Origin of the sequence: Catenulispora acidiphila DSM 44928, assembly GCF_000024025.1 — a bacterium.
In the GTDB taxonomy this organism is placed as follows: domain Bacteria; phylum Actinomycetota; class Actinomycetes; order Streptomycetales; family Catenulisporaceae; genus Catenulispora; species Catenulispora acidiphila.
The window spans coordinates 3,037,905-3,054,182 of record NC_013131.1 but is presented as its reverse complement, the minus strand read 5'-3'; the positions used below and the strand labels follow the sequence as shown (position 1 = coordinate 3,054,182).

12 protein-coding genes are annotated in these 16,278 nt (G+C 70.4%); 8 read left to right on the top strand and 4 right to left on the bottom strand.

The window, feature by feature from the left end:
- The first annotated feature begins 5 nt into the window (after positions 1-5).
- Both CACI_RS13285 and CACI_RS13280 read left to right on the top strand, forming a co-directional pair.
- The gene (locus CACI_RS13285; RefSeq protein ID WP_012786874.1) at positions 6-1,085 is read left to right on the top strand and encodes a helix-turn-helix transcriptional regulator; all 1,080 of its coding nucleotides are present in this window, start codon (positions 6-8) and stop codon (positions 1,083-1,085) included.
- Between the two features lie 139 nt (positions 1,086-1,224).
- On the top strand, positions 1,225-2,283 hold the full coding sequence (locus CACI_RS13280) for a LacI family DNA-binding transcriptional regulator (RefSeq protein ID WP_012786873.1): 1,059 nt from the start codon (positions 1,225-1,227) through the stop codon (positions 2,281-2,283).
- Here CACI_RS13280 and CACI_RS13275 read toward each other — a convergent pair.
- The gene (locus tag CACI_RS13275; protein ID WP_012786872.1) at positions 2,273-3,286 is read right to left on the bottom strand and encodes an ROK family protein; all 1,014 of its coding nucleotides are present in this window, start codon (positions 3,284-3,286) and stop codon (positions 2,273-2,275) included. The genes CACI_RS13280 and CACI_RS13275 overlap by 11 nt on opposite strands.
- 261 nt (positions 3,287-3,547) lie before the next feature.
- Between CACI_RS13275 and CACI_RS13270 the strand changes: the two genes are divergently transcribed.
- Entirely contained in the window at positions 3,548-3,805 is a 258-nt protein-coding gene (locus tag CACI_RS13270; protein ID WP_012786871.1) for a hypothetical protein, read from the top strand.
- Positions 3,806-3,913: 108 nt separating this feature from the next.
- On the opposite strand, the gene CACI_RS13265 is transcribed toward CACI_RS13270, so the two are convergent.
- Positions 3,914-4,942, bottom strand: coding sequence for an Lrp/AsnC family transcriptional regulator (locus tag CACI_RS13265; RefSeq protein ID WP_012786870.1), 1,029 nt, complete (start codon positions 4,940-4,942; stop codon positions 3,914-3,916).
- A 360-nt stretch (positions 4,943-5,302) separates the two neighbouring features.
- Between CACI_RS13265 and CACI_RS13260 the strand changes: the two genes are divergently transcribed.
- Both CACI_RS13260 and CACI_RS13255 read left to right on the top strand, forming a co-directional pair.
- Positions 5,303-6,145, top strand: coding sequence for an NAD(P)H-binding protein (locus CACI_RS13260; RefSeq protein ID WP_012786869.1), 843 nt, complete (start codon positions 5,303-5,305; stop codon positions 6,143-6,145).
- Between the two features lie 31 nt (positions 6,146-6,176).
- Positions 6,177-6,425, top strand: coding sequence for a S1 RNA-binding domain-containing protein (locus CACI_RS13255; RefSeq protein WP_012786868.1), 249 nt, complete (start codon positions 6,177-6,179; stop codon positions 6,423-6,425).
- Here the strand turns inward: CACI_RS13255 and CACI_RS52310 are convergent.
- A complete protein-coding gene (locus CACI_RS52310) occupies positions 6,414-8,939 on the bottom strand; it encodes an MMPL family transporter (protein WP_012786867.1) in 2,526 nt (841 codons plus the stop codon). The genes CACI_RS13255 and CACI_RS52310 overlap by 12 nt on opposite strands.
- Before the next feature lie 212 nt (positions 8,940-9,151).
- Between CACI_RS52310 and CACI_RS49115 the strand changes: the two genes are divergently transcribed.
- Positions 9,152-10,498, top strand: coding sequence for a sensor histidine kinase (locus CACI_RS49115; protein ID WP_041540200.1), 1,347 nt, complete (start codon positions 9,152-9,154; stop codon positions 10,496-10,498).
- Entirely contained in the window at positions 10,495-11,175 is a 681-nt protein-coding gene (locus CACI_RS49110; RefSeq protein ID WP_012786865.1) for a response regulator, read from the top strand. The genes CACI_RS49115 and CACI_RS49110 overlap by 4 nt, the downstream gene beginning before the upstream one ends.
- On the opposite strand, the gene CACI_RS13235 is transcribed toward CACI_RS49110, so the two are convergent.
- The gene (locus tag CACI_RS13235) at positions 11,165-13,708 is read right to left on the bottom strand and encodes a carbohydrate-binding protein (protein WP_012786864.1); all 2,544 of its coding nucleotides are present in this window, start codon (positions 13,706-13,708) and stop codon (positions 11,165-11,167) included. The two genes, CACI_RS49110 and CACI_RS13235, sit on opposite strands and share 11 nt — an antisense overlap.
- A gap of 440 nt (positions 13,709-14,148) precedes the next feature.
- Here CACI_RS13235 and CACI_RS13230 point away from each other — a divergent pair, with 440 nt between their 5' ends.
- Entirely contained in the window at positions 14,149-16,263 is a 2,115-nt protein-coding gene (locus CACI_RS13230; protein WP_012786863.1) for a glycoside hydrolase family 2 TIM barrel-domain containing protein, read from the top strand.
- Positions 16,264-16,278: the final 15 nt, after the last annotated feature.

The window sequence follows — 16,278 nt, the reverse complement described above, 5'->3', positions numbered from 1 at the left end:
ATGTCATGGGCACCACGCTCGCCGAACGTCGGACCGATGCGCTGGTCGACCGGTGCCACGCCGGCCTGACCGGCGCAGAGCTGAGCACCGAGGTGCTGCGGCGGCTGCCCGCCATCGTGCCGGTGGCCGCGACGTTCTTCGCCACCGTCGACCCGGCCACGTTGCTGTTCACCTCGGCCTCCGCGCAAGAACCCCTCGGCGCCGCGGCCGCGCTGTTCCTGGACAACGAGTTCAGCCGGCCGGACGTCAACAAGTTCGCCGCCCTCGCCGAGGCACCCGACCCGGTCAACTCCCTGGACCACTCCACCGGCGGCCACCGAACCGACAGCCCCCGCTACCGGGAGATCATGGCTCCCCTCGGCCTCGGCGACGAACTGCGCGCCGCCCTGATCACCGGGAACCACTGCTGGGGCGTGCTGTGCCTGCACCTGGAAGACGCCGACGCCGGCTTCTCCGACCAGGACCTCGCCACCATCCGCCACCTGGCTCCCCACCTGGCCGAAGGCCTCCGCCGCGCGACGGTCCGCGACGCCGCCGAAGCCGGGCACCCAGGCGCACCCGGCATGCTGGTCCTGGACGGCGACCTGAACGTGACCTCCATGAGCCCCCAGGCCGAACAATGGCTGGCCTTGCTGTCCGACGGCCACGCCGACACCTTGCCGGTCCCGGTCCACGCCGCCGCCGCCAAACTCCTGGCCGCACAATCCGCGAACCCGCACCCCGACGCCGGCCAAACCGCCGCCACCCTCCACCTCCGCACCCGCGACGGCCAATGGCTCGCCATCCACGCCACCGGCCTGCGCGGCCCCGCCGAAACCCAGATCGGCGTCGTCATCGAACCCGCCACCCCCGCCGACCTCGGCTCCCTCCTCCTCAACGCCCACGGCCTCACCGAAGCCCAGACCCGAGTGGTCGCCCTGGTCCTCCGAGGCCACTCAACCCGCGAAATCGTCAACCGCCTCCACATCTCCGCCAACACCGTGCAGGAACACCTGACCGCGGTGTTCGACCAACTCGGCGTCCGCAGCCGCCGTGAGCTCATCACCACCGTCCTCGGACACGGCGGGCAGAAATCAGCATCTTGATTCTTTGGGTGGAGGCGCCCTCAGATCACCCTTCGGCTGTCCATCGCGGCCGAGGAAGACTCCTGAAGGAGTGCTCGCTTGGTAAAGTGAGTGATCGTTATCACTCACCCCGAGGAGCACCGTGCCCGGACGCCCGACGATGAGGGACGTGGCGAACGCCGCCGGTGTGAGTCTGATGACGGTCTCGCGGGTGGTGGCGGGTGAGCCGCGGGTCGCGCCGGGTACCGCGGCCAAGGTCGAGAAGGCTGTGCGCGATCTGGGGTATCAGCGTGACGACATCGCCCGGAATCTGCGGATCAAGGATCGGACGACCTCCACGATCGGCCTGGTCCTGGACGATCTGGCCAATCCCTTCTTCGCGGTCATGGCCCGCGCGGTGGAGGACGAGGCGCGGCGTCAGGGCTACCTGGTCCTGGTCGGGAGTACCAATGATGAGATCCGGCGCGAGCGCGAGGTGGTGTCGGCGTTCTGCGCGCGCCATGTCGACGGGCTCATCGTCGTCCCGACCGCCGGCAGCCACGCGTTTCTGAGCGGGCGCATGAGAAGCGGGACGAAGGTCGTATGTGTGGACCGGCCCGCCAAGGGCCTCGACGTCGACACCGTGACCATCGACAACCAGGACGGCGCGCGCAGGGCCGTGGCGCACCTGCTCGATCACGGACACTCGCGGATCGCCTTCCTCGGCGACCGCGAAGACATATGGACTCAGCAGGAGCGCTACAGCGGCTACACGCAGGCGCTGTCGTCCCGGGGCGTCCGCGAAGAGCCCTCGCTGGTGCGGCACGGGCTGCGAGCCAGGGCCGACGCCCACGCCGCGGTCGTCGAGCTGATGGACCTGCCGAACCCTCCCACGGCGGTGTTCACCAGCAACGATCTGATCACCATGGGGGTCGTGGAAGGGCTCAGCCGGCTCGCCCGGACCGCTCCCGGCTCCGGGGCGGCCGGTGCGGCCAGTGCAGCCAGTGCGGCCGCCGCGGCCGGAGTGGCACTGGTCGGGTTCGACGACGTCGCACTCGCCGACCAGCTGAACCCTCCGCTGACGGTGGTGAGTCAGGACCCTGCTGCCATGGGGACGTCGGCGGCGAGCTTGCTGTTCTCCCGGATCGAGGGCAGCACGTCGCCGCCGCGCTCCGTCGTGCTGATGACCCGGCTGGTCGTCCGCGGCTCGGGCGAGGTGCGGCCTACCGTCAGGTCGTGACGGCGCCGGTTCCGTTCCGGGACGGCGAGGAACGCACCACCGACGCGGTGACCTCCCCCAAGGCATACCGATCCGGCCGGTGCACGGCCGCCGCCGCACCCACCAGGCTGGCCCGCGCGCCCAGCCCTGCCGGAACGACTTCAAGACCGGCAAGGAACGCCAGCGAGAGATACCTGCCCAGCGACCGGCGCAACGGGTCCATCAACACAGCCCCGGCGCCGGCGACCCCGCCCCCGACGATCACCCGGCGCACGTCGCACGTCGCCGCGGCGGCGGCGATCATGGCCGCCAGCGCGCCGGCACCGCGCTCGAACGCCAGCACCGCGGCCGGCTCCCCGCGGCGAGCGGCCTGCGCCAACGCCTCGCCGTCGGCGCGCGCGTCCGTCCGCCAACCGTTGCGGACCGCGAACGCCACCATCGACGGTCCGCTCGCGTAGACCTCCGGGCATCCGGCGCCCCCGCACGGACACGGCTCACCGTCGATCACCACCGGCGCGTGACCGACATGGCCGGCGTTGCCCGACGCCCCACCGTGCAACCGGCCTCGCAGCACGAAGCCGCCGCCGACTCCGGTCGACACCACGATGGCCAGCAGATCCTCACACCCCCGCCCCGCACCGATCCAGTGTTCTCCGGCAGCCGCAGCCAAGCCGTCGCCGAGCAAGCGCGCCGGGCGTCCGGGGACCAGCGCCGCCATGCGTTCGAGCAGCGGCAGGCCGCGCAGCTCCGGAATGTTCACCGGCGCGACGGTGCCGGACGCCAGATCTACCGGTCCCGCCGAGCTGATTCCCAACCCGGACACCCGATCCAGGCCCACCGGTCCGGCGGCTTGCACCACCAGCCGTTCCATCCTCGCCAACGGATCGACGTCCCCATCCCGGGTGGCCATCGTGGCCGAGCCCAGGATTTCGCCGCGGTCGGAGACCACGGCGGCGGCGGTCTTGGTCCCGCCGATGTCGAGCGCGACCGCCAGGCCCTGCTCCCGCCCAGCCGTGTGCCCCATGTGCGTCAGCCTTCCCGCGTGCCCAAGACGGCCGAATCAGCCCCCTGCCTCGATGATAACGTTCACAGAACTTCCTGGGAAGATCGCCCATCGCGCCACGAATGCGCCACATCAACGGAAATATTTCCGCGACGTTTCGTTGATAACGTTCGCATCAGGGCTCGCACACAAGTCACCACGATGCGACAAGCCGCATGTGACGCTCGACTCTGGGTATGCGGACGGCTTCCTGACCACGAACCTGTGGAAGAGGTGGATGTGATGACCGAGGACTTGCCGTTCCTGCTGCGAGAACAGGCCCATGACCGGGTCAATGAGTACAAGGCCGAGCACCAGACGGATGCCGACGCCGATCCGCCCGCGGAGGAGGACCGTCTCGAACCCGGGCCGGGCCAGATCCACCAGGAACGCAGAAGGTTGCAGCACGCGGCGGAGATGGCCGAGGAGGCCCACCGCCGCGCGAAGGACAATGACGGCGATGACGGCGATGACCGCGATGACGAGGCGCCGAGCAGCTGACGCCGCCGCGACACACCTGCATTGGCGGGGACTGCTTCCTCAAACGAAGCAGCCCGCCAGTGAAGGCGGCAGCGACAGGCGGATCGCTACTGCCCTGTGCGGGGACGGCTAAAAAGGCCGTTTGATCCAGTGGGCGACGAGGGTGGTCTCCACCGATGCGATGCCCAGTCCGGTGACGTCGCGGGCGAGGAAGTCGTAGAGGGCGGCCGGGTCGGGGAACCACACGTGCAAGCTCAGGTTGCTCGGACCGGACGTGGCGAAGGCGCCGTGCACGGCGGGGTGCGCGGCGAGGGCTCGGGCGGCGCGGTCCAGGTGGTCGGGGGTGACGCGGAGCTTGAGGCGGGCGTCGAGGTTCAGGCCGAGGCGCCTGGGGTCCACCAGTACCTGGGTGATGAGGCGCCCTTCGTCGGTCAGGCGGCTGATGCGGCGGCGGACCGTCGACTCCGGGAGACCGGTGCGTGCGGCGACGGCGACCGCGGGCAGGCGGGCGTCGGGGGTGAGAACGTCGATGATGGCTCGTTCCTGCGCGTCGGTCTCGATGCCATAGGGACCGTCCGGGGCGAGCCCGGTCGCGGTCCCGTTTCCGATTCCGGTTCCGGTTCCGATTCCGATTCCGCTTTGCGGCTCGGCGAGCGTCAGTGCGCTGACTTCCTCGGCGCCGAGCACCTGGTGGCGCCATTCCGACGTGACGCGCAGGACGTGCAAGATGGTGGCCGCCTCCACCGACACGACGGCCGGCGTCGACGGGAGCAGGTGGAAGACCAAGGGGTCGCGTGAGCCGGGACGCGTCGCGGCGATGGCCTCGATCTCGTCCCCGGCCGTCGTGATGTCGACGAACGGCACGTCGTCGCGCGCCGCCAGGGAGCGGGCGACGGCGTCGATCTTGTCCCTGCGTACCCGGATGTGCAGCAGCTGTGCGCCGGTCAGGCCGCCCGTGCGCGGGCGCGCGATCGGGGAGATCACCACCCGCAGGGTGCCGTCCGCGCACATCGCCTGCCAGCGCCGCCGCACGACAGCCGGGCTCAGGTCCAGGACGGCGGCGGCCTTCTCGGCGGTGACGCGGGCGTCGTGCTGCAGGACCGCGATCAGCCGCTGATCCTGCAGCGATAGAACGGAATTCGCCGTTGCAAGTGCCATGGGGACGAGTTTCGCCCATCGCGGCGGTGCTGCGCCCGGCGGCCCGTCCCCTTGCAGTCAAGATGAGCGATACCGCTTCCATCCAACGACGCGACTCCGCCGGCTCGACCGGGGTCAGCTGCGGACTCGCGGATCGGCATCGAGAGGAGGGCGTAGACGGAACTCATCTGGTTTCCCTAGGTAGCACCCTGAGTGACACGGGATGCACCCGGCGGTGTACCGGCGTGAAGCAATACCCCCATTGGCGCCGGTACGCCGCCGACCCTTCGCCGCCGCCGCAAGTAGTACCAGTCTCGTATAGTTTGGAATCGAGATAATATGATTCCAGTATTGAGGCTGGTTCGACGAGAGGGGCTCATCATGATCGTGGTCATCGGTGCCACCGGATCCGTGGGGAAGGAGACGGTCCGACTGCTGCGGGCAGCCGGGCACGACGTGACAGCCGTGACCCGGAATCCCTCCGGCGCGGACTTCCCCGACGGGGTCCGCGTGGCCGGCGGGGATCCGTCCCGACCCGGCACGCTGTCCGCGGTGTGGCAGGGAGCGGAGGCGGTGCTGATCAGTCCGCGGGCGGCCGGCGCCGCCGCGGCCGAACTGCTGGCCGACGCCGCCGCGCACGGCGTGCGGCGCGTGAGCGTCATCTCCGCGGCCACCATCGACTACCCGGCCGGCGAACCACGCTTCGTGCTCGGATTCCGCGCGGTCGAGAGCGCCGCCCGGAATTCCGGCCTGGCGTGGACCTTCCTGCGCTGCGCCGACTTCGCGGCCAACGCCCTGGCCTGGGCACCGCAGCTCCGTGTCACCGGCCTCGTGCGGGCCGCCTTCCCCGACGCCGCCACGTCCCCGATCCACCACCGGGACATCGCCGAGGTCGCCGTCAGCGCGCTCACCGGTCCCGATCACGACGGACAGGCCTACGTGCTCACCGGCCCGGCGTCCTTGACCCAACGCGACAAGGTCGCCCTGATCAGCGAAGCCACCGGCCGGCGTCTGACTCTCGTGGAAGCAGCCCCGGATGAGATCCGAGCCCAGATGATCGCGCAGGGACTTCCCGAAGAGATGCCGGACCGGCTGCTCGGCTCGCTCGCCGACTACGCCCGCGAACCCGGACCCACCACCGACACCGTCGCCAAGCTCCTCGGTCGCCCCGCCCTCGATTTCGCCACCTGGGCCGCCGAGAACTCCGCCGCTTTCCTGGGCTGACACGCCCGCGGAAAGGAAGGGATCTGATCACATGCCGCACCAGGACGGAGCTCACAGCGCCTGGGACCTGTTCGTCGCCGGCCACGAGGTCGGCGACGTCCTCATCGCACCGGTGACGAAGGCTGTGCCGGTCGGCGTCTTCGTCCGGCTCTCCAAGACGATCGAGGGCCTGGTCCATCAGGACAGCCTCTCCGGCGCGCCCGACGTCGGCGATCTGCTCAGAGTGCGCATCGACGAGATCGACCGGACGCGCCGTCGGGTGCGGCTGTCAGCGTCCTGATACGGCGCTGCCCTCGGCCGGGTGGACCGTCATGTCCTGCCCGGTCGATGGCTCCGCGTCGAGGCGCATGTGCGGCAGCCACCTCTCCAAGCGAGCGGGGAGCCACCACGCACGGCGCCCGAGCAGCTGCATCGCGGCGGGCAGGATCAGGCAGCGGATGACGAGCGCGTCCAGCAGGACGGCTGTGGCCAGGCCCAAGCCGAACTGCTTGAGCAGGCGGTTCGGGTCCAGGATGAAGGACGCGAAGATCACGACCATGATGGCCGCCGCGGCGGTCACGATGCGGCCGGTGGTCGCGATGCCCTCGCGGACCGCGCGCGGCGCGTCATGGCTCCGGTCCCATTCCTCGCGCATCCGGGACAGCAGGAAGACCTCGTAGTCCATGGACAGACCGAAGGCGATCGCGAAGATCATCACCGGCACGTAGACCTCGACCGGTCCGGGCTCGACGCCGATCAGCGAGCCGAGCGTGCCGTGCTGGAACACCGCGGTGATCACCCCCAGGGAGGCGCCGACACTGAGCAGATTCAGGAGCGCGGCCTTCAGCGGGATCACCAGTGAGCGGAACACAATCGCGAGCAGCAGCATCGACAACCCGATCACGACCACGGCGAACACGGCCAGGCGGCTCTTCACCGCCTCGGCGAAGTCGACGGTCGCCGCCGTCGGCCCGCCGATCAGGAAGGTCGCACCGGTCCGGTGCGCCAGCGCCGGCAGGACGTCGGTCCGCAGCCGCGTGACCAACTGCTGAGTGGCGGCGGCCTGCGGCTTGGCGGACGGGATGACCAGGGCCGTGGTGATCGCGGAGGCGGACCCGGTGGTGCCGCCGCTCCCGCCGGTTCCACCGGATCCGCCGGTCCCGCCAGCCGTGCCGCTCTTGCCAGCCGCGCCGGCTGCGCCGCTCTCGCCAGTCCCACCGGCTGCGCCGCTCTTGCCGGTCTCGCCGGTCCCACCGGCCGTGCCGCTCCCGCCGGTCCCACCGGCCGTGCCGCTCCCGCCGATCTCGCTGGCCGTGCCGCTCCCGCCGGTTCCGCCGGTCTCGCTGGTCGTGCCGCTCCCGCCGGTTCCGCCGGTCCCGCCAGCCGTGCCGCTCTTGCCAGCCGTGCCGCTCTTTCCAGCAACGGTGTCGTCGCCCGACGCCGGCACCATCGCGGCGACGCCCGCCACCTTCGCGATCTCGGCGCGCGCCTGCGCGGCCGCTGCCGGGTCGCCGTCGACGACCAGTACCAGCGGGCCGTTGAAGCCCGGTCCGAACCCGCGCGTCAGCAGGTCGTACGCCTGGCGGCTGGTGGTCGACGTCGCCGCGTTGCCGGCGTCGGCGATGCCCAGCCGCATGTCCGCCGCCGGCAGGGCCAGCGCGGCCATCGCGGCCAGGCCCAGCGCGGCCAGTGCGGCCGGCCGCCGCTGGACGAAGGCCGCCCAGCGGCGCCAGCGCTCTCCCTCGGCGGGGCGTGCTCGCCCCTTGGCCGCCCGCCGTAGCAGACCTGCCCGAATCCGTCGGGACAGGACGGCCAGCAGCGCGGGCAGCAGCGTCAGCGACGCCAGCATCGTGATGAGCACCGTCAGCGCGACGGCCACGGCGACCCCTTGCAGCGCGCCCAACCCGAGCACCGCGAGTCCGGACAACGCGATGATCACGGTGCCGCCGGCGAACAGGACCGTGCGGCCGGCGGTGTTCAACGCGGTGCGCATCGCGTGTTCGTCGGACGCACCGGCTATCAGTTCACTGCGATACCGGGAGAACAGCACCAGCGCGTAGTCGATGCCCACGCCGAGACCCACCAGGACGGTCAGCGACGTGGTGAAGTCGGCGACGTCGACGACGTGCGAGGCCGCGATGAGCAGGCCGCTGGCCGTGCCGACCGCGAAGACGGCCACCACGACGGGCAGCCCGGCGGCCAGGACGGAGCCGAACATCAGCACCAGGATGACCAGGGCGGCGATCAGACCCACGAACTCCGCCGGCGCTCCTCCCCCGCCCTCCGCCGTGGTGACGGCGTCACCGGCCAACTCGATCCGCAGACCGTGGACCGCGGATTGGCGGGCAGTGTCGATGATCCGGTGCACCGCGGCGGCCGGGACGTCCTGTACCTGGCCGTCCAGGACGACGGTGGCGTAGCCGACGGTCTGGTCCGCACTCACCGTGCCGGCTCGGGCGAACGGGCTCAGCGTGGCTGCGACGTGGGGCAGAACCTTGACCCGGACCAGCATCGCCGCCACCTGATCCCGGTCGGCGCCGAGCCCTTTCGGGTCCTGGAGCACGATCTGGATCGTGGCGCCGGCCTGGACCGGCGCCTGCTGCTGCAACAGGTCCAACGCCCGCTGCGACTCGGTTCCCGGCAGTGACACGTCGTTGTGGTAGCGGCTGCCCGCCGCCTGCGAGCCGACCACCGCCGCCACCATGACGACGAGCCACGCGGCCACCGCCCGGCGCCGGTGCCGCAGCGCCCAGGTGGCCAGCCTGTCGAACAGTCCTCGCCGATCTGTGGGCCCTTTGCGTACCGATCCAGCCATCCCCGCACCGCCTTCTTCTTCCGACTTGCTTCGTCTGCTTCGTCTGCTTCGTCGGCGCTGTCTGCGCTGATTCACTGCTCTGCGACGCTAGGGATCGCGTCCGCTTCGCCGACACATCCCGCGGAGCGATCTCGGCCTCCCCCCGTGGGAGGAGCTGCCACCCCCCTCTGGGGAGGACGCGCAGTGGGAGAGCCCGCGGCTACGCTGGCCGGGTGAGACGGCGAGAAGTCCTGATCGACGCGGGTATCTGTGCCCTGACACTCGCCGGTACGGTGGCGATGCTCGGCATCGGCGGATGGGGCTCGTCGGGCTCGACCGGCTCGCCGGGTCCGGCCGTCCACGGCTTGGATCTCCTCGGCGCGGCGCTGGCGTTGGCGTCAGCGCTTCCGCTCCTCCTGCGCCGGAGCGCGCCGCTGGCGGCCTACGTGCTGACCAGTGCGGCGAGCGTGGCGTTGGTAGAGCTCGGATACTCCCTCGACGCGCCGATCGCGCAACTGGTCGCGGTCTACACCCTCGCCGGGACCTTCGACGGCGAGCAGCAGCGCCGGCGGCGGTGGCCGGTGATGGCCGCCGCGGCAGTGTTCATCCCGCTGACCGCGGGGGTCTACGCCGGCCGCGGCGACGGGGTGCGCGACGCGCTTCCGGCGATGGTCGGCTGGGCGCTGGTGTTCGTCGGCCTGTGGATCGCCGGGGAGCCGGGCAGGTGGCGGCGCTGGGCGGCGATCCTGGCCGCCGCGGTCTTCATCCCCGGGACCGTCGCCTCCTACGCCGCCCGCGACGCCGACGCCGGAGTGGTCGTGCCCGCGATGGCGAGCTGGGCGCTGGTCTTCAGCGGCGTGTGGATCGCCGGCGACCGGGCCCGCTACCGCCGCCGGCGGCTGGCCGAGCTCCAGGAGCGGGCCGAGCGCGCCGAACGGGACGCCGAACGCGACCGGCGGCTGGCCGCCGCCGAGGAGCGGACGCGGATCGCCCGCGAATTGCACGACTCCGCCGGGCACGCCATCAACGTGATCCTGGTCCAGGCCGGCGCGGCCCGGCTGCTCCACGATCGGGATCCGGCGCGCTCCCGGCAGGCCGTGGAGGTCATCGAGGACGTGGCGCGCGCCACCCTCACCGAGATCGGCCACCTGGTGCTGGCCCTGCGCGAGGACCAGGGGATCCAGCCGCCCGCGCCGGTCGAGCCGGCCGCCTTCGAGGAGCTGCTGGAGCGCCACCGCGACAACGGTCTGACCATCGCCGCCGATGTGCACGGCTCCCGCGAGGCCCTGCCGGGCAGCGTCGCGTGGGCGGCGTACCGGATCCTGCAGGAGGCGCTGACGAACGCGGCCCGCCACGGTCCCGGGAACGCCGAGGTGGTCCTCGCCTTCGGGACCGAAGCCGTCGAGGTCACCGTTACCAACCCGGCGCTCGCCCCGGCCGCCGCGCCGGCCTCCGGCGGCCACGGGATCATCGGCATGCGGGAGCGCGCCCTGCTGCTGGGCGGCACGCTGCACGCGCAGGCCACGGGAGCCGGCTTCCGGCTGCACGCCCGGCTCCCGAAACGGCGGGAGGCGGCGTGAGCGCCCTGCGCGTGCTGATCGTCGACGACGACGACCTGATGCGGGCCGGGCTGTGCGCGGTGCTGTCCAGCGACACGACGATCGAGGTGGTCGCCGAGGCCGCCGACGGACACGCCGCGGTCCAGGCCGCGGCGCGGGTCCTGCCCGACGTCATCCTGATGGACGTGCGCATGCCGGTCCTGGACGGCATCGCCGCGACCCGGCAGATCGTCGCCGCCTGGCCGCGCGCCCGCGTCCTCATCCTGACCACCTTCGAGGACGACGACTACGTCTACGGCGCCCTCGCCGCCGGCGCCTCCGGCTTCCTGCTCAAGCGCACCCGCCCCGAGCACCTGATCGCCGCGATCCACACCATCGCCGGCGGCGAGGCGCTCCTGTCCCCCGCCGTCACCCGAACCGTCATCGACCGGATGATCGAGCAGCCCGCCCGCGACCCCCGCACGATGCGCCGACTCAGTGCTCTGACACCTCGCGAGCGCGACGTCCTGGAACTGGTGGCGCGCGGACTGTCCAACCCCGAGATCGCGCAGACACTCGTCGTCAGCGAGTCGACCGTCAAGACCCACATGAAGCGCATCCTGGACAAGCTCGACCTGCGCGACCGCGTCCAAGCGGTCATCTTGGCCTACGAAGCCGGAGTCACACGGCCTGGAAGCGCCAAGCCGGTCAGGGAGTGATGGTGATGACTGCTTCGCCGGTCGCCGCCGCCGCGGTGACGGTGACGGTGAAGATGCCGGTTGCCGCGCTGTAGCCGACCGCGCCGACGCTGCCGGTGGTCGCGGTGACGGTGGGTTGGCGCGGGGCGTGGCCGTGCAGTGTCACGGGTGCTTCGCCGGGTGCGAAGGCCAGCGTGGCGTGGACTTGGCCGTCGTCGCTGAGGTGCGGGATGCGCTTGTCGCCGTGGGCGACGAACTTGCCGGCGTCGCCGAGGAAGGCGATGCCGGAGGCGCCGACCGGGGCGACGATCCAGTAGGTGCCGGTGCTGACAGTGGCGGTCAGGCTGCCGCCTTGGGCGATGGCGACGCCGGTGCCGGCGAAGTAGTCGTAGGCGTAGGCCGGGCCGGTCAGGCCGAGCGCCGCGAGGCTGAACGAGGCGGTCTGCGACGGGCCGGTGGGGACGGTGCCCTGGCTGACGCCGAGCCAGTCGATGTTGCCGCCGTTCGAACCGGTGGCGGTCGCGCGGACGGTATTGGAGCCCTTGGCGAGCGTGACGGTCAGCGCCTGGACGCCCCAGGTGGTCCAGGAACCGGTCGGGGCGAAGGGCAGCGTGTGGGAGCCGCCGTTGGCCGTGACGGCGAGCGGCCGGTTCGTCGTGCCGCCGTTGGCGTAGCGGAACTGCAAGGTGTACATGCCCGCGGTGGCCGCCTGGACCGTCCATTGGACGTAGTCGTTGCTGGCGTTCTGGTAGTCGGCGTAGCCGGTACCGGTGTAACCGGCGTTATCGGTGGCGACAACCGGTCCCGACAGCGTCGCGTTCTCCGCCTGATACGTCTGCTGCGGCGGCGTAGTTTGCCGGGCGTAGGCGAAGACGTAGCCGTACTTCAATCCGACGTGCCCGACGCTCGTGGCGGCGACCATCGCGGGCAGGTTCCCCGCTGCCTCGCCGACGTAGGTGGCGTCGGTGGGGACGATCGGCACGTCGGGCTTGACGATCACGCCGTCCGGACGCACCACCTTGAACAGGTTGGCGGAGTTCACCTTCCCCAAGGCGTCGCCGACGCCGACCGGTCCGGCCGAGAGGTTCGCCAGCAGCAGGTTGTTCGTCTCGCCGCTCATGAACACGTCGACCCACGGCCATATCCCGAGCGCGCCGGCGAACTGCGAGTCGTACAGGAACACGTCCCACTTCGAGGTGTCGAACCGGTCGTCGCTCACCCGGATCGTCGTCAGGTTGGGGTAGCGCGTGCTTTGCAGGTAGTCGCGGGGCAGCGCCATGCAGTACTGAAGGTCCAGACCGTCGGCGGCGGCGCTGTGCGCCATGTTGTCGAAGAACGCGTCGGCGTCGGTGAGGTTCTCGGCGGGTTTGGCGTTGTTGCACAACCAGTCCTGCTCGTAGACGGCGACGCCGCCCGCCCGCAGGTAGTCCATGACGCTCTGCCAGAACTTCGGGTCGATCACGACGTCGTTCGAGAACTGATACTCACCGTGGTAGGGACTCGAGGAGTCCATCCACCGGCCGTGCGTGACCAGAGGCTTGCCCAGCTGCTGATGGAAGGCGGCCAAGCCGTCGGGGAACAGCTCGGCGTCGGCTTGGTACAGGTAAGTGCCCTCAGTCACATGGTTCCACGTGTCGGTGGGACCCTTCGGATACCACCAGCTGTCGAGCTGCATGTAGCCCATCGGGATCTGCTTGGACTGCCACTCGTCGCGGACGGCCAGCAGCGTGCCGGTGTAGCCCTTCGAGGTGTCGTACTTGTAGTAGTAGTCCGCGCCGTTGTCGGTCCAGTAACCCAGGGTACTGAGAATCGCGCCCGAGTCGTTGGGCGGCAGGATCTTGCCCGCCAGCGTGGTCAGGGCGCTCCCCCACGCGTGATACGCCGCGCCGACGCCGGCCTTCGCGGTCAGGATCGTCTGCCGGGTGTAGCCGGCCGGCAAGGTGGCGATCGAGGTGAGCACGCCCGCCGCGATCGAGCCGTCCGTGCCTTGCGTGGTCTGCGCCTCCTGGAAGTGGTTCGCCGCCGAGAGGACGAAGGTGTTGCCCGCGGCGTCGAAGAAGACCCACGGGCTGTCCGACGCGCCGGAGAAGGTGTTGAACTGCACCTTGCCGAAGCAGTCGCGGTGGCTCAGGTGGTGGGCGAGCCCGGGGTAGCCGGTGAACGTCGGGAACGGCTTGGAGTTGGCCGCGGCCTTCACGTAGGTGTCGGTGAAGATGACCGCCGAGGCGTCGTTGTAGACGCGGATGCCGCCCTTCCTCGCTCCCGACTGGAAGGTGAACGTGGTCTCGGTGTAGGCGCCCAGCGGATCGGTTCCCGAGCCGGTGGTGATGCCCGTCGCCGACGAACCGACGGCGCCGCTGAACGTCCAGCCCAGGGCGGAGGCCGTCACCTGCCAGCTGCCGGAGGCGGTGACGGTCTCGCCGAGGACGGCCGGTGCGGCTGACGCGGAAGACGCGGCGCCGGCTCGGGACGGCGCGCTCGACACGGGAACGGCGACAGCGGCGGTACCTGCCCCGACGGTCTTGATGAAGGCGCGGCGGTTGAATCCAGGCATGCGGAAGCTCCTCGTCTGGTGGGGGGTGCGGCGGAGATCGGCGGCGCTGCGACGTCGGCGTCAGGGCACTGCGATATCGCGGAAGTCGCGCGTCACAGCGGGCAGCGGCAGGAGGAAAGGCCCTGCGCGTCACGGGAGAGAAGGCCGGACTCGCACGTTATGGACAGGTGTCGTCCTGTCCGGCGAGGCGGCTGGGCATCAGAGTACTGTCGTGCTTTTTCGCGGTCAACAGTCACCATTAGCCACCAAAGTTAAACATCCTTACTTCTTCCCAGGGTTGACCGAGGGCGTACTCGGTCTTAACGTCACCCCTTGCCGCGGTTCACCATAGTGATCAGCGTTCATATACATGAACATCTGACGTGACCCGAGCCGAGCAGTGTCGTCTGTCCGGCGCGTGTCGTCCGGCAGCTTGTCCTGACCTCCAGGGAGAGCGCGTCATGAACGAACACCCCAGCCGACGAGCGGTGCTCGGCGGCGTGGCGGGCGGAGTCCTGGCCACGTTCGCCGTCGGCGGCACGGCTTCCGCCGCGCCCGCCGCCACCCAGACCTACACTCCGCCCGCCCCGCGGACCCGGCTCGACCTCAACTCGGGATGGAGGTTCCACAAGGGCGATGTCACCGGTGCCGAAGCGCCCGGGTTCAACGACAGCGCATGGGGCGCCGTCACCACCCCGCACACCTGGAACGCCGTCGACGGCGCGGACGGCGGCGGGAACTACTATCGGGGGATCGGCTGGTACCGCAGGCACATCACGGTGCCGGCGAACCTGGCGGGCAAGATGCTGTTCCTGCAGTTCGCCGGCGCCGACCAGGTCGCCGACGTCTGGGTCAACGGGACCCACCTCGGTCAGCATCAGGGCGGCTACTCGCGCTTCCGGTTCGGCGCCACCGACACCCTGACTCCGGGCCAGGACGCTGTGCTGGCTGTCAAAGTGACCAATGCTTCGAACCCTGACATCGCGCCGCTGAGCGCGGACTACACGTTCCAGGGCGGCATCTACCGCAACGTCAGCCTCTACGCGGTCGACAAGCTCGGGATGCGGATGCTCGACTACGCCGGGCCCGGTATCTACCTGCGCCAGCGGAGCGTCACAGCCGCTTCGGCGACTGTCGACGTGACCGCGAAGGTCTTCAACAACAACAGCACGAGCCGTTCCTTGGTGGTGCGCGCGGTCGTCACCGACGCCGCCGGGACGATCGTGGCGGACCGGAGCAGTGCGCCGCAGACGATCGGCGCCGCCAGCGAGCTGGACGTCGTGCAGACGCTGACCATCGCCAACCCGCGCCGATGGAACGGCCTGGCAGACCCTTATCAGTACAGTGCGACCGTCGAGGTCCACGACGCGGCGGCCGGCACGGTGACGGACGTCGTCACCGAGCCGCTGGGTCTGCGCACCTTCAGCCTCGACGCCGCCACCGGGTTCTCGCTCAACGGAACGCACCTCGGACTGCACGGCGTCAACCTGCACCAGGACCGCGCCGTCGAGGGCTGGGCGATCAGCGACGCCGACCACACGCAGGACTTCGCCCTCATCGCGGAACTCGGCGCGACCGCGGTACGGCTGGCGCACTACCAGCACGATCAGAAGGACTACAACCTCGCCGACGCCGCCGGCGTGGTGGTGTGGGCGGAGATCCCGCTGGTCAACGCGACCACGAACTCGGCGGCGTTCACCGCGAGCACGGAGAACCAATTGCGCGAGCTGATCCGGCAGAACTACAACCATCCCTCGATCGCCTTCTGGAGCATCGGCAACGAGCAAGGAAGCGACGACACCCCGACCAACACCCTGCTGGCGAACCTGGCCGCGCTCGTCGCCGCCGAGGACCCGGACCGCATCAGCACGTACGCCAACAATCTCGGGAACGACGCGAAGGTGACGAGCCACGCGAACACCACCGGGTTCAACAAGTACTACGGCTGGTACGGCGGCTCCTACAACGACCTGGGACCCTGGGCCGACAGCCTGCACAAGGCCGAGCCGACCCGCACCTTCGCCATCTCGGAGTACGGCGCCGGCGCGAACACCACGCAGCACGCCCTCAATCCCTCACCGCCGAGCGCCGGAGGCCAGTACCACCCGGAGGAGTACCAGTCGCTGCTGCACGAGGCGTCCTGGAAGGAACTCGCCGCGCGACCCTACATCTGGGGCACATTCGTCTGGACCATGTTCGACTTCGCCTCCGACGGCCGCAACGAGGGCAGCCAACCCGGCATCAACGACAAGGGCCTGGTCACCCGCGACCGCGCGACCCGCAAGGACGCCTTCTACTGGTACAAGGCCAACTGGGCCACCACCCCGACCCTGTACATCACCAGCCGCCGCTGGACCACGCGCACCGACGCCGCCACCGAAATCAAGGTCTACTCCAACGCCGCCCAAGTCACCGCCACCCTCAACGGCACCTCCCTGGGCACCCTCACCAGCACCGACCACATCTTCAAGTGGACCGGCGTAACCCTGCGCCCGGGAACCAACACCGTCGCCGTCACAGCCTCCATAGCCGGCGCCACACACACCGACAGCGTCGTCTGGACACTCTCGACCTGAGCGCGAGACCTGGAC

Coding starts and splice junctions, on each gene's coding strand:
- CACI_RS13285 (WP_012786874.1), top strand. CDS start 6: ATGGGCACCACGCTCGCCGAACGTCGGACCGATGCGCTGGTCGACCGG.
- CACI_RS13280 (WP_012786873.1), top strand. CDS start 1,225: ATGAGGGACGTGGCGAACGCCGCCGGTGTGAGTCTGATGACGGTCTCG.
- CACI_RS13275 (WP_012786872.1), bottom strand. CDS start 3,286: ATGGGGCACACGGCTGGGCGGGAGCAGGGCCTGGCGGTCGCGCTCGAC.
- CACI_RS13270 (WP_012786871.1), top strand. CDS start 3,548: ATGACCGAGGACTTGCCGTTCCTGCTGCGAGAACAGGCCCATGACCGG.
- CACI_RS13265 (WP_012786870.1), bottom strand. CDS start 4,942: ATGGCACTTGCAACGGCGAATTCCGTTCTATCGCTGCAGGATCAGCGG.
- CACI_RS13260 (WP_012786869.1), top strand. CDS start 5,303: ATGATCGTGGTCATCGGTGCCACCGGATCCGTGGGGAAGGAGACGGTC.
- CACI_RS13255 (WP_012786868.1), top strand. CDS start 6,177: ATGCCGCACCAGGACGGAGCTCACAGCGCCTGGGACCTGTTCGTCGCC.
- CACI_RS52310 (WP_012786867.1), bottom strand. CDS start 8,939: ATGGCTGGATCGGTACGCAAAGGGCCCACAGATCGGCGAGGACTGTTC.
- CACI_RS13235 (WP_012786864.1), bottom strand. CDS start 13,708: ATGCCTGGATTCAACCGCCGCGCCTTCATCAAGACCGTCGGGGCAGGT.
- CACI_RS13230 (WP_012786863.1), top strand. CDS start 14,149: ATGAACGAACACCCCAGCCGACGAGCGGTGCTCGGCGGCGTGGCGGGC.